This window comes from Myxococcales bacterium, assembly GCA_016717005.1.
In the GTDB taxonomy this organism is placed as follows: Bacteria; Myxococcota_A; Polyangia; order Haliangiales; family Haliangiaceae; genus UBA2376.
Window position 1 is genome coordinate 852,026 of record JADJUF010000039.1, and the last position, 12,903, is coordinate 864,928.

Annotated in this window: 11 protein-coding genes; 5 read left to right on the forward strand and 6 right to left on the reverse strand. The window is 73.4% G+C overall.

Annotation, left to right across the window (positions count from 1 at the left end; all coding sequences use genetic code 11):
* The first annotated feature begins 7 nt into the window (after positions 1 to 7).
* The 3 genes from fusA to IPL61_34610 all read left to right on the forward strand — a co-directional run bounded on the left by fusA (position 8) and on the right by IPL61_34610 (position 4,270).
* The gene (gene fusA / locus IPL61_34600) at positions 8 to 2,044 is read left to right on the forward strand and encodes an elongation factor G (GenBank protein MBK9036323.1); all 2,037 of its coding nucleotides are present in this window, start codon (positions 8 to 10) and stop codon (positions 2,042 to 2,044) included.
* Positions 2,045 to 2,384: 340 nt separating this feature from the next.
* Entirely contained in the window at positions 2,385 to 3,386 is a 1,002-nt protein-coding gene (locus IPL61_34605; GenBank protein MBK9036324.1) for a hypothetical protein, read from the forward strand.
* A gap of 95 nt (positions 3,387 to 3,481) precedes the next feature.
* Positions 3,482 to 4,270 (forward strand): acyltransferase family protein, encoded by a 789-nt coding sequence (locus IPL61_34610; GenBank protein MBK9036325.1) that lies wholly within the window; start codon positions 3,482 to 3,484, stop codon positions 4,268 to 4,270.
* Between the two features lie 22 nt (positions 4,271 to 4,292).
* Here the strand turns inward: IPL61_34610 and IPL61_34615 are convergent, their stop codons facing one another.
* Positions 4,293 to 5,315, reverse strand: a complete 1,023-nt coding sequence (locus tag IPL61_34615; GenBank protein MBK9036326.1) for a GNAT family N-acetyltransferase — start codon at positions 5,313 to 5,315, stop codon at positions 4,293 to 4,295.
* A 134-nt stretch (positions 5,316 to 5,449) separates the two neighbouring features.
* On the opposite strand from IPL61_34615, the gene IPL61_34620 reads away from it, so the two are divergent.
* On the forward strand, positions 5,450 to 6,253 hold the full coding sequence (locus IPL61_34620) for a hypothetical protein (GenBank protein MBK9036327.1): 804 nt from the start codon (positions 5,450 to 5,452) through the stop codon (positions 6,251 to 6,253).
* 4 nt (positions 6,254 to 6,257) lie between these two features.
* Here IPL61_34620 and IPL61_34625 read toward each other — a convergent pair whose 3' ends face one another.
* Positions 6,258 to 6,542 carry a hypothetical protein gene (locus tag IPL61_34625; protein MBK9036328.1) on the reverse strand — a complete coding sequence of 95 codons (285 nt, stop codon included), beginning with the start codon at positions 6,540 to 6,542 and terminating at the stop codon, positions 6,258 to 6,260.
* Between the two features lie 372 nt (positions 6,543 to 6,914).
* Here IPL61_34625 and IPL61_34630 point away from each other — a divergent pair, with 372 nt between their 5' ends.
* On the forward strand, positions 6,915 to 8,801 hold the full coding sequence (locus tag IPL61_34630; GenBank protein MBK9036329.1) for a mucoidy inhibitor MuiA family protein: 1,887 nt from the start codon (positions 6,915 to 6,917) through the stop codon (positions 8,799 to 8,801).
* A gap of 39 nt (positions 8,802 to 8,840) precedes the next feature.
* Here IPL61_34630 and IPL61_34635 read toward each other — a convergent pair whose 3' ends face one another.
* The 4 genes from IPL61_34635 to IPL61_34650 all read right to left on the reverse strand — a co-directional run bounded on the left by IPL61_34635 (position 8,841) and on the right by IPL61_34650 (position 12,902).
* Complete coding sequence (locus tag IPL61_34635; protein ID MBK9036330.1) at positions 8,841 to 9,305, reverse strand: hypothetical protein; 465 nt, start codon at positions 9,303 to 9,305, stop codon at positions 8,841 to 8,843.
* Complete coding sequence (locus IPL61_34640; GenBank protein MBK9036331.1) at positions 9,305 to 10,165, reverse strand: tetratricopeptide repeat protein; 861 nt, start codon at positions 10,163 to 10,165, stop codon at positions 9,305 to 9,307. The genes IPL61_34635 and IPL61_34640 overlap by 1 nt, the downstream gene beginning before the upstream one ends.
* 227 nt (positions 10,166 to 10,392) lie before the next feature.
* A complete protein-coding gene (locus IPL61_34645; protein MBK9036332.1) occupies positions 10,393 to 11,790 on the reverse strand; it encodes a serine/threonine protein kinase in 1,398 nt (465 codons plus the stop codon).
* Between the two features lie 374 nt (positions 11,791 to 12,164).
* Complete coding sequence (locus IPL61_34650; GenBank protein MBK9036333.1) at positions 12,165 to 12,902, reverse strand: hypothetical protein; 738 nt, start codon at positions 12,900 to 12,902, stop codon at positions 12,165 to 12,167.
* Between the last annotated feature and the right edge of the window lies 1 nt (position 12,903).

Below are 12,903 nucleotides of genomic sequence, written 5' to 3' on the forward strand. Positions count from 1 at the left end.
CCCTGTCATGCCCCGAGTTCCCCTCGACCGCATCCGCAACCTCGGCATCATCGCCCACGTCGATGCCGGCAAGACCACGCTCACCGAGCGCGTCCTCCTCTACACCGGCCGCATCCACGCCGCCGGCGAGGTCCACGATGGCACCGCCCACACCGACTCGCACCCGCTCGAGCAGGCCAAGGGCATCACGATCCTCGCCGCCGCGGTCACCTGCGACTGGCGCGATCACCGCCTGCACCTGATCGACACCCCCGGCCACGTCGACTTCACGATCGAGGTCGAGCGCTCGCTGCGCGTCCTCGACGGCGCCGTCGTCGTGCTCGACGGCGTCGCCGGGGTCGAGCCGCAGACCGAGACGGTGTGGCGGCAGGCCGATCGCCACCGCGTGCCGCGCCTGGTGTTCGTCAACAAGCTCGACCGCGTCGGCGCCGATCCCGAGCGCTGCCTGGCCGAGCTGCGCGACCGCCTGGGCGCGCGCCCGGTGCCGATCACCTGGCCGACCTACGCCGGCGACGCCCTCACCGGCGTGATCGATCTGATCGCGCTCACCCACCTGGCCAGCGACGGCACCGCGGCGCCCCCGGTCGCGACGCCGGTCGATCCGGCCACGCTCTCTGACAACCTGCGCAGCTACCGCGAGCGCCTGCTCGAGGTCGCCGCCGATCACGACGACGCCGTCCTGGCCGCCGTGCTCGACGGTCGCCCGGTCGACGCCGCGGCGATCCGCGCCGCCGTGCGCGCCGCGACCCTCGCCGGTCACGTCGTGCCGGTCGCGTGCGGCTCCGCGTACCACTACGTCGGCGTCGAGGCGATGCTCGACGCGGTCGTGGCCTACCTGCCGGCGCCGAGCGATCGGCCGCCGGTGGTGGGCGAGGACGGCGCGACCCGCGCCGCCGATCGCGCCGCGCCGCTGGCGGCGCTGGCGTTCAAGGTCGCGTTCGACGATCACGGCCAGACCACGTTCGTGCGGGTCTACGCCGGCGTGCTCACCAAGGGCATGTCGGTGCGGACCGCGCGCACCGGGCGCACCGTGCGCGTCGGCCGGCTGGTGCAGCTCGTGGCCGACCGGCGGCTCGAGGTCGATCGCCTCGAGGCCGGCGAGATCGGCGCGATCCTGGCGACGCCGCTCGCCGGCGGCGACACGCTGTGCGACCCGGCGCGGCCGATCACGCTCGAGGCGATCACCGCGCCCGAGCCGGTCGTGCGCGTGGCGATCGAGCCGATCACCCGTGAGGATCGCGAGCGCCTGCCGCTCGCGCTCCAGCGGATGGTCGCGGCCGATCCGTCGCTCCGGTTCGTCACCGACGGCGACACCGGCCAGGCCCTGCTGGCCGGCATGGGCCAGCTCCACCTCGACATCGCGGTCGAGCGCCTCGCCGGCGAGCACGGCGTCAAGGTCGCCAGCGGTCGGCCGCGCGTGGCGTACCGGTCGACCCTGGCCGGCACGGCCGAGCGCACCTACCGCCACGTCAACCAGCGCGGCGGGCCCGGGCAGTTCGCGGTCGTGACGATCGCGGTCGGCCCGGCCGCGCGCGGCGCCGGCCTGGTCTTCACCGACCAGACCCGCGGCGGCGTGGTGCCGCGGCCGTTCGTGGCCGCGGTCGAGCGCGGCGTGCGCGACGCCCTGGCCGACGGCCTGTGCGGCGGCCACCCGGTCGTCGACGTCGCGGTGACGTTGCACGACGGCGCGACCCACGCCAAGGACTCGAGCGAGCTCGCGTTCCAGGTGGCCGGTCGCCTGGCGTTCCTCGCCGCCGCGCCCGACGCCGACCCGGTCGTGCTCGAGCCGGTCATGCGGCTCGAGGTCGCGTGCGCCGACGCCGACGTCGGGGCCGTGGTCGGCGATCTCGGTCGCCGCCGCGCCACCGTGCTCGGCCTCGACGTCCGCGGCCCCGACCGCGTGGTCCGGGCCGAGGTGCCGCTGGCCGAGTCGTTCGGCTACGCCGGCGCGCTGTCGGCGCTGACCCACGGCCGCGGCCGGTTCGTCCTCGAGCCGGGCCACTACGCGCCGGTGCCACCGGGCGCGCGGCTCCACGCCGCGTAGCTGCCCTTAGGGCCCACGCGTGAACAACTCGGTCGGTCTCGCGGCCGATCCATCCCGGCTGGCTGCGTTGCCGGCTCCGGTCCTCGGGTCACGTCCAACGAGGACGCTCCCCTCCGGTCCTCGCCGTCGCCTTGCCATCCGGGCGCCTCGTCCGCGATCCTCGATCGACTTGTTCACGCGCGGGCCCTCACGACGTCCCTCGCCGGGGCGCGCGCTCACCGCGTGCGCCCCGGTGGCATTTTCGGCGCCCGGCCGCGACCGGGGCGCGCTCATCGCGTGCGCCCCGGTGGCATTTTCGGCGCCCGGCCGCGACCGGGGCGCGCCGGCGTATCATCGGCGGATGCGAACCAGCTCGTCGTGGCGCGTCGTCCCGTTGATCGGCCTGGGCGGCCTGCTCGCCGCCTGCCCCAAGCCCCTCGCCGGCGGCGGCTCGGCCTCGGCCAGCGCGTCGGTCAGCGTGACCGTGACGTTCCCGGATCCGCCGGCCAGCACCGCGGCCCCCATCGACGACCTCGCCGATCGATCGCACGCGTCCCTGGCGGCGTGCGCCACCGGCGACGTCGACGCCAACCTCGCGATCGTCGCCGACTTCCGCGACAGCTGCCACGAGATGATCATCTGCGGCGGCCTCACCAACACCTTCAGCGGCGCGGTCTTCCGCATGCTCGTCAACGCCGCGCTCGGCCACAAGACCGGCGTCGACCACATCACCTACCAGGGCGACGGCCGCTACCGGGTCGGCGACGTGATGACGCTGCAGATGCGGCTGGGCGCCGACATGAGCTTCGGCCACGCCGGCGACGTCATCCCGTTCGACGTGCTCGACCTGGGCACGTACTTCAAGCGCGCCAGCATCAGCGCCAGCGCGTCGTACGCGCTCGGCGGCCGCGCCGAGACCTCGTACGCGATGACGTTCGACGAGGTCGGCCCCGGCGTCGAGCTGCTGGGCCTGTCGCGCGACACCGCCGGCCCGCTCAAGCTCCAGTTCCAGGCCATGGCCGACGCGCTCGGCCACAACGTCCACGCGGCCCAGGACATCACCGTGTCCGATCACAAGGGCGCGTCGGCGATCGACTACCACCTGTCGGGGCCGCCGACGCCGATCGCCAACCTGCTCGGCGGCGCCCCGGCCGCGCAGGAGCTGACCAGCATCGACGCCCGGCGCACCGACACCAACCAGACCATCGCGGTCACCAACTGGGCGATGCAGTACCAGCCCGGCAGCACCGGCACGCTCGACGGCTCGATCACGTTCGAGGTCCGCGGCGGCGCGTTCCCGTACCAGGCCACGTTCACGTACCCGCACCGCAAGGAGCCCGACGTCGCGCTCAGCTGCCTCTGACGCGGTCCGACGGTCGCCGCGATGACGCGCGCGGCCACCGCCCGTGGCGTCGGGTCGCAGGCGTACCGCCGCCGACCGGTGCTAGCGTCGAGCCCATGGTGGCCGACACCTCCACCGAGGGCGCCCGCGGGCTGCGCACCTACCAGCCCGGGGACGAGCACCGGCTCGAGCCGCCCGATCCCGAGCGGGTCGGCTGGCTGCTCGAGCTGCTCGACCTGGCCGATCGCTACCACCGCTACCAGGTCGACGGGCTCGAGCACGTGCCGCGCACGGGCCCGGCGCTGATCACCAGCTACCACGCGCTGACGGTGATCGACATGTGCCTGCTCGGGCGGCGGATCTTCCTGCGCGACCGCCGGCTGCCGCGCGCGCTCACCGACAAGCTGATGTTCTCGTTCCCGGTGATCCGGGATCTGTTCGCGACCCTCGGCGTCGTGGTCGGCACGCAGGACAACGCGGTCGGGTTGCTGCGCGCCGGCGAGCTGTCGGTGTGCATGCCCGGCGGCGGCCTCGAGTGGGCGCGCTCGTCGCGGCAGCGCTACCAGCTCCGCTGGGGCGACCACCGCGGCTACGCCCGGCTCGCGATCCGCACCGGCGTGGCGATCATCCCGACCGCCTGCCCCGCCGCCGACCGGGTGTTCGTGGTGCCCTACGACGGCTGGAAGGCCGGCGAGCTGGCGCGGCGCTGGCTCGGGCTGTCGCGCACGATCCCGCTGCCGCTGCCGCTCGGGCTGCCGTTCGGGCTGCCGATCCGCCTGACCCAGCGGGTCGGCGCGCCGATCTGGCCCGACGCGCCGCCCGAGGCCGCCGACGATCCAGCCGAGGTCGCCCGGCTCGACGAGCGCGTCCGCGCGGTCATCCGCGAGCTGCTCGCGCGCGGGTAGCCCGAGGCCCCGCGCCCAGGCGTCAGAACACCAGCAGGTCGTTGTCGCTGTCGCCGGTCATCACGAACCAGTTGCTCTGCGCGGTCGTCGGCCGGCCGTCGTGACAGTACGTGCGGAAGCCACCAGCGCGGCGGTACGTGACGTAGCCGCAGGCCGCGAGCGCGGCCTTCATCGGCCCGTGGGTGGTCTCGCACCGGATCCGCCGGGTCCCGGTCGCCGCCAGATCCTCGGTCGCGCGGTCGCACAGTGCGATCAGCAGCGTCGGCTCGTCGGCGGGCCCGAGGTAGTCGACGATCACCGACTCGGCCGCGTCCTGGCGCGTGATCAACAGCCCGCGCAGCACGCCGCCGCGCCGGGCCGCGACCCAGCGGTACCGCAGCGTCGGCGCGTCGCGGTAGCGCCACGTCAGGTACGCGCCGGTGCGCGCGACCGCGTCGCCGTACTGCCCGGCGACCCGGCACCACAGCGCGTCGAGCTCGGCCGGCTCGACGGCATCTTCGACCGCGACGTCGCAGCCGAGCTCGGCGGTGGCCCGACGGCGCCGGCCGCCGACCAGGCGCGCGCCGGTGGTGAGCGCGTTCTTGGCCAGCCCCTTGGCGCCCGCCTCGTCGAGGTAGCAGAACATCGTCGTCAGCGACTCGTCGCGCGGCCACCGCAGCTGCTCGAAGATCGGATCGCTCATCGGGCTGATGCCGAGCGCCAGCATCACCGGCGCGCGCTCGGCCACGCGGTTGACCAGCGCCTTGCCGAAGCCGCGCCCGCGGTGCTTCGCCGACACGTACATGTCGACGCTCCAGCAGCCCAGCGTCGGCGTGCCGCGGAACTGGACCTCGACCGGGATGAAGCCGTTGATCGCGACGATCTCGCCGTCGACCGTGCCGATCAGGAACGGCGACATGTCCGCGCGCGCCGGGTTGGCGAAGAACTCCCACGCGAACACCGCCGCCTTCGCGCGGGCGTAGTCGGGGTGGCGCCCGTCCGCCAGCAGCGCGATGACCGTGTCGCGGTCGTCGGGGCGGTAGTCACGGAACTCGATCTCGGGCAAGGCGCGGCATCATGCGCCAGTCCGCACGACCACGCCGCATCCACGGGCCGCGTTCGCACGGCCGCGCCATCAGCGTTTCCCTGACGCCGACGCCGTTTCGGTCCAAGGTGGGGCTCCCACCGCTGGAGCACCCGATGTCCGCCACCGCGACCACCGTCGTCACGCTCACCGTCGTCCTCGCCGCCGCCGCCGCGGCCGCCGAGCCGCGCGCCGTGCTCACCTACGAGACCGGCCCCGCGTACATCGTCCAGAACGACGGGCGCTACGGCGCCGCCGGCACGCCGTACCAGGCCGGCGACGTCGGCCAGCAGGACACGCTGATCCGCGCCGAGCGCGCGACTGTCGAGCTGGTGCTCGGCCGCCACCGCGTCGTGGCGCTGTACGCGCCGTTCCTGGTCGACACCCGGGCCACCCTCGCCGCCGACCTCCAGTTCCGCGACACGCGGTTCACCGCCGGCACGGTCGTCGATCATCGCTACCGGTTCGACGGATACCGCGCCTCGTACCTGTACCAGCTCGGCGGCGATCGGCTCGCGCTCGGGCTCGGGGGCTCGCTGCAGATCCGCAGCGCCGACGTCGCGTTCACCAGCGCCGACGGCGCGCGCCGCGGGGTGCAGTCGGACATCGGCCTGGTGCCCGCGCTCAAGGCCCGGCTGAGCTACGTGCCCGGGCGCGCGTGGGCGACGCTCGAGGTCGACGGCTCGTCGACGTTCGGCCTCGTCGGCGACACCAGCGGCGCGCTCTACGACGTCGCGGTCATCGGCGGCTACGCGTTCCACCCGGACGTGTCGCTCTACGGCAGCCTGCGCCTCGTCGGCGGGGGCGCCGAGGTCCCGGCGCAGGAGATCGACAACTGGGCCAACTTCGTGAGCGCGTCGCTGGGCGTCCGCGTCGAGCTCGAGCGTGCGGCGCCCCCGCGCAGCCGCCGGCGCTGGTAGCCGACTACTTGCCGTTGGCGGTGTCGCGGCAGGCGGTGAACTCGTGCTTGAGCGCCTCGGCCTGGTCCTCCTGGGCCTTGGACATGCTGCCCTCCTTGAGCCCCTCCTCCCAGCGCTTCTGGGCGACGTTGATCTTGGGGACGCAGTTGCCCGGCGCGCCGCTCTTGGCGCACGCGCACATCTGATCGCGGTAGCCCTTCATCGTGGACACGGGATCGGAGCTGCCCTTGCCGCACGCGGCGGCGAACAGCGTGGCGATGACGAACCCGGCGAACATCGATTGCTTCATCGGAACCTCCGCCGCGACCTAGTGCACGGCCGGGGCCACGCGCCACCGGCCCGCCCGCCGCGGATCGCGGGGTCGGCCGCGACGGACCTCGTCGCGCGACGACGGCCGCCGTCGGGCGCGGCCGCGCAGCCCGCTGGCCTCGCCGCCACAGTAGGACGCGGCATCCTGACGCGGTGGGCCTGAACTAACCCATGATGTCGTGGGCTTGCGACCCATGAACCTGTCTCTATTCTCGATGCGTTGGCGCCAAATTCGGCAGTGATCTCGAATGGATAGAGGGTAGGATCCGGTCCCCAGGTAGATCGGATGGCGGGCTGGTGCGTTGGAGGGCGGGCGGCTGGGGCCGTGGTGTTCACCCTTTGCGAGGCGGAGATGATGCGACTGCAGGATCGGCGCTGGATCACGTACGCGGGGCTGGCGATGGTGGTGGCCGGGTGCACGCCGCGGAGAGTGGTGGCGCCGACGGCGGCGGCGCCGAGCGGCGGGGTGGTGGCGGCGGGCTCGACGGCGCCGGCGGCGCACGACGTGGCCGACGCGGGCTCGGACGCCCAGGCGCTGACGTCGCGCGTGAGCAAGGTGACGGTGTACTCGGACCGCGCGCGCGTCAGTCGGCAGGCGACGGCGGCCTTGACCAGCGAGCCGACGGTGTTCGCGTTCCGGAGCCTGCCGGGCTGGGTCGACGACGGCTCGGTCCAGGTCTCGGCCAGCGCCGGGCGCATCGTCGACGTGCGGGTCGACCGACGGTTCCTGGCCCAGGCCACCGACGCCAGCTGGCGCCGGGTCGAGGCCGAGCACAAGGCGCTGACGGCCAAGCGCGCGGCGCTGACCGACGAGGTCGCGGTGCTCGACGCGCAGAAGGCGCAGATCGAGGCGATCAAGGCGTTCTCGCTGGCCAAGATCACGCAGGACACCGTCATCGGCGACGTCAGCGTCCAGAGCTACGGCGACGTGCTCGGGTTCATCACCGCGTCGTTGCGGACCACGGCGTCGGCGCGCCGCGACGTCGCCGCCCAGCTCGACGAGCTCGCGCCCGAGCTCGAGGCCAGCCAGCGCCGGCTCGAGGACGCCAAGGGCCTGATGAAGCTCGAGGAGACGACCGTGCTGGTCACGCTCCAGGCCGGCGCGCCGACCTCGGCCACGGTCGAGCTGACGTACATGCTGCCGGGCGTCACCTGGGAGCCGATGCACGAGCTGCGCGCGAGCACGACCGACGCCAAGAACGTCGAGGTCATCTCGTTCGCGTCGCTCAGCCAGACCAGCGGCGAGGACTGGGGCGGCGCCGAGCTGTCGTTCTCGACCCAGTCCACCACGCAGTCGGTGCGCATCCCCGAGCTCGAGGCGCTGACGCTCGGCGACACCCAGACCGCGACCCGGATCCTCACCACCCAGGCGTCGTCGTTCACCCGCGCCCAGCAGGCGTTCGCCGGCCAGAGCCAGATGTGGAACATGGTCCACCAGGACGCGTCGGCGATGCGCGCCCGCGCCAGCTTCGAGCAGGTCTACCAGAGCAACGTCGAGTACCTGGAGGTGGTCCAGGGCCGGACCGTGTCGATCTTCGAGAGCCTCGAGAAGCGCGGCACCACCGCGCACTTCACGGCGCAGCCGGTCGCGAGCGTCCGCGGCGACGGCCACCCGGTGCGGCTGCTGATCGGCCGCAGCGTCCTGGGCTCGACCCAGCAGATCGTCGCCGCGCCCGAGCAGAGCCTCAGCGCCGCGCGCACCCTGGCGATGACCAACGCCACCGGCCAGGCGCTCCTGCCCGGCAAGGTCGCGCTCTACCAGGACGGCACGTTCCTGGGCCTGACCGACATCGCCTTCATCGCCCAGGGCGAGCGCTTCGCGCTGTTCCTGAGCGTCGCCGATCAGCTCAAGCTGACGCGCCAGCTCGACCGCAAGCAGAGCACGCTCATCCGCAAGGCCCGCAACCAGATGCAGGTCGTGTTCGTCGTCACCGTCGAGAACCTCGGCGCCGAGGCGACCACGTTCACGCTGGCCGACCGCATCCCGGTGTCCGAGAACAAGGACATCAAGGTCGACAAGGTCGCGATCACGCCCGCGGTCAAGCCCGACGCCCAGGGCCTCCTGCACTGGGAGCTGACCCTCAAGCCCGGCGAGCGGCGCGAGTTCCGGATCGGCTACCAGGTCGAGTACCCGGCCGAGCTGGTGATCGAGACCAACCGCCGGCGCATGCTCGACCCGTCGTCGCCGTCGAAGTCCCGGATCGAGGATCAGATCATGGAGCTCGAGAACGACCTGTAGCCGGGCGCGCGGGGCCTGCGATCGGCCGGCGCCCCGCCGTCAGAACGTACAGTCCGGGATCAGCAGCGGCAGGTCGTCGCCGATGCTCTGACACTGCGGGACCTGATCGCAGATGACGATCGTCGCGCTGTTCCAGGTGCCCTCGGCCGATCCGGCGACGCCGTCCTCGAGGGAGACGGTCCAGGTGCCCTGGGCCGCGAGGCCGTCGAACTCGCTCTCGAAGTCGGTGAAGGTCTCGCCGGCTACCGGGACCAAGAAGTTCACGCCGACGCCCTGGAACGACAGCTGGCCGCCGAGCTCGTCGGGCACGTCATGGGTCACGTCGACGTAGACACGCACGCTGTCGATCGTCATCGGGGACGCCGAGTCGAGGTCGCGCCAGACGAACGACGGCGTGCACTCGACCTCGCCGCCCCCGCCGCCCCCGCCGTCGTCGCCGCCGAGGCCGTCGATCAGCGCGCAACCGCTGGCGCCGAGCGCGACCACCGCGATCAGCGCGCGCATCAGAACGACCCCACGATCAGGCCGACGCCCACCGGGTAGAGGACCGCGGGCGCGAAGTCGAGGGCGTCGAGCGAGCCGTTGTTCGACGAGTCGGGCATCAGGTCGATGAGCATGCCGCCGATGATGGCCGCGCTGGCGAGGCCGATCATCAGCGCGCGCGGCTTGCCCTTCTTGGCCGGCGGCGGCGGGGGCACCGGGGTGCGGGCCGCCTCGGCCGCGCGGGCTGCCTCGGCCGCGCGGGCCTCCTCGGCGACGCGGGCCGCCTCGGCGACGCGGGCCGCCTCGGCGGCGCGGGCCTCCTCGGCGGCGCGCGCGGCCTTGATCTCCTCGACGGTCTTGTTGCTGGCCGCGGCCTCGGCCCGGAGCCGATCGGCCTCGGCCCGCGCCGCCGCGGCGTCGGCCTCGGCCTTGCGCCGCGCGGCCTCCTCGGCCCGGAGCTGCTCGGCCGTCGGGCCGGTCGGATCGCCGGGCTTGGTCGCGAGCTGGACCTCGAGCGCGGTGATGAACTCCTTGGCGGTCTTGGCCTGGGCGCCCTTGGGCTCGGCCGCGAGGTACTTCTTGTAGAAGTCGATCGCCGGCGCGGGGCGACCGGCGAGGCGGTGGACCTGCCCGATGTTGAACAAGAGCACCGGGTGCGGCACCAGCTCGTAGGCCTTGCCGAACATCGTCAGCGCGGTGTCGTAGTCGCCGGCGTTCTGGGCCGCGAGGCCCGCGTCGACGTAGCTCTTGGCGGCCTTCTGCTTGTCGGCCGCCGAGGTCGGCTGCGCCGCGGCCGGCGCGATGTGCACGAGCACCACGACCGGCACGAGCAGGGCACAGCAGAGCGAGGTCAAGGTCGACAGCAGCGCGCGACGGATCATGAGTGCTCCAGAGGTCAGGGCTTGTGACGTATTTCAGTCGAGCGCAGATCCGCGTCCCGGATCTCGCGTTGTGGAGGGGCTCGGCGACAGGCCGCCCAGGAACTCAGAGCTTGTCAGTATTTCGGTCGAGCACCGGTCCATGCGCCGGGCGTTTCGCGTCTCGGAGGGGAGGCTCGTCGGGGCTTGCCCCCGACGAGGGGAGGCCTGGCGACAGGCCGCCCAGGAACTCAGGGGCCGAACGGGTTCACGCTGTCGTCGCGGTCGGTGTGGGTCCCGGCGCGCGGACGCTTCTTCAGGTCGACCCGCTGCGTGCTCGACGCGTCGGCGGGCGCGGTCACGGTCGCGTCGACGTGACCCTTGAGCCGGACGGTGAGCGCGAGCTGGCCGTCGGCGGGCGGGCGCGTGCCGTGGTACGGCGTGGTGCCGAGTTCGACCCCGTCGAGCAACACGGTCGCCCCGGCGGGCTTGGAGTCAACCACCAGCTCGATCGGCGCGGGCGCGGGCGGCGCGACCGGGGTCGGCGCGACCGGGGTCGGCGCGGGTGCGGCGACCGGCGTGGGCTCGACCGGCGGCGGCGCGGCGACCGGCGCCGCCTCGGCCGCGGCGGGTGGGGTCGACTTCGCGCCGCTGCCGCCGCCCGCGACGATCGCGAGCACCGCGATCGCCGCGACCGCGAGCACGCCGGCGCCGATGAACAGCGGCGTCCGCGACCGGGCCAGGGGCGGCCCCCCGGCGCTGGTCATGAGGCGAGCCGAGCCGCTGAGCGTCGTCGGGCCCGAGATCATCGGGCTGGTGGGCAGGTGGCCGCCACCGACGACCGCGGGCCCGGTGCGGTAGGCCGCCCCGCCCGACAGCGCGTCGACCGCGTGGATGATCTCGGCCGCGGTCTGGATCCGGTACTCGGGATCCTTGGCCAGCAGGCGCTGCATCAGCTGGTCGAGCTCGGGCCCGGCGTCGGGCACGAGCGACAGGAGCGGCGGCGGCGGCACGTGGATGTGGGCCGCGAGCACGTCGCCGACGCCCTCGCCGACGAACGGCGGTCGCCCGGTGAGCAGCTCGAACAGGATGCAGCCCAGCGAGTACAGGTCAGCGCGGTGGTCGAGGCTGACGCCGCGGCACTGCTCGGGGGCCATGTACGTCGGCGTGCCCATGACCGTGCCGGTGCGGGTCTTGCTGCTCTGCTCGCCGTCACCGGTGAGCTTGGCGATGCCGAAGTCGAGCAGCTTGATCCGCTCGCCGCCCGGCACCTCGGGGTCGGGCACCAGGAACACGTTGTCGGGCTTGAGATCGCGATGGACGATGCGCTGAGCGTGGGCCGCCGCGAGGGCGCCGGCGATCTGCCGCACGACCAGGAGCGCGCCCTCCACCGACATGCGCCCGCGCAGCATGCGCGCCGCGAGGCTCTCGCCGGCGAGCAACTCCATGACGATGTAGGCCGAGCCGTCGGCGCAGTATCCGAAGTCGAAGATCTCGACGATGCCCGGGTGCCGGATCGCCGTCGCCGCCCGGGCCTCGTTGAAGAACCGGGTGACGATGTCCTGGTTCTGGGACAGCTCGGGCAGCAGCACCTTCACCGCGGCGTGGCGACCGATCAGCGCATGCTGCGCCGCGTAGACCACCCCCATCCCACCGTGTCCGATGGAACCGGTGATCCGGTACTGCCCCACCATCGTGCCGATCATCGTCTGGACGCTATCACGGCCCCCGCGCGGCTGTCACAGGGCTGTGAGGGCGGCGCCCGGCGGCCGTCAAGGGGGCGCTGCGCCGTCGACGATCAGCGCTGCAGCGAACCGCTGAGCATGATGCGCGGCCTCGGTCGGGCCCTGCTGGTCATGACCGTCACCACTGCACGGCCGGGGCCAGCCTTGGCCGCGGTCGATTCCACGGACTTGCGGCGCGCCCGCGACGAGCGGCGACGGCGTTGGGCGTCGCCGTGACGAAAACTGTCACCGCAGAGCGGTGAGCGCGAGGGCGCCGTGGCGGGTGTTGCCTGGGGTAGTCAGCGCGGCTCCTTGACCGTCGCCTTCCACACGCGCTCGGCGTGCTCGCGGAACGCCGCCGGCACCTTCTTGAACGCCGGGTCGGCCTCGAAGGTGCCGCCGGCGTCGGTCAGATCGATCGTCATCCCGCGCAGCACGTACTTCTCGCCGTCCTCGACCACGAGCACCTTGTGGGTCAGCGGGCTCACGTCCGAGCGGCAGCCCGAGCTCCACGCGAAGGTCGCCTCGCCCAGGCCGTCGTCGTCGAGGTCGGTCACCGACCAGTCGCCGACCTGCGCGTACAGCGACACGTCGAACTCGCAGTCGGAGACCAGCTCCTTGAACGTGCGCACGGTGGTCCAGCTGCCGTCGCCCTCGCGGCGGGCGTGGGTCGCCGTCAGCAGCGCGCCGCCGCGCTGGGCCTCGCGGCTGATCACCACCGCGTTGGTGCCGTAGCGATCGGTCCACCCGATCGTGTGCTCGCGCTTCCCCGGCGCCTCGAGGCCCTCGAGGTCAGCGTCGGTGAGCGTGCGCGGGACCGCGGTCTTGGAGGCCGAGGGATCGACCTCCTCGCCGTCGGCCACCGGCGGCGGCGGATCCTTCGGCGTCGGGGCGACCGCCGCGGCGGCGTCGGGGGTCGGCGCGGGCTTGTCGGTCGGCGGCGGCGGCGGCGCCGCTGAGTCCTTCTTGCCGCAGGCGGCGCCGGCGGCGAGCGCGACCGTCAGCGCGGCCAGGGACATCGATCGATGGGGACGCATG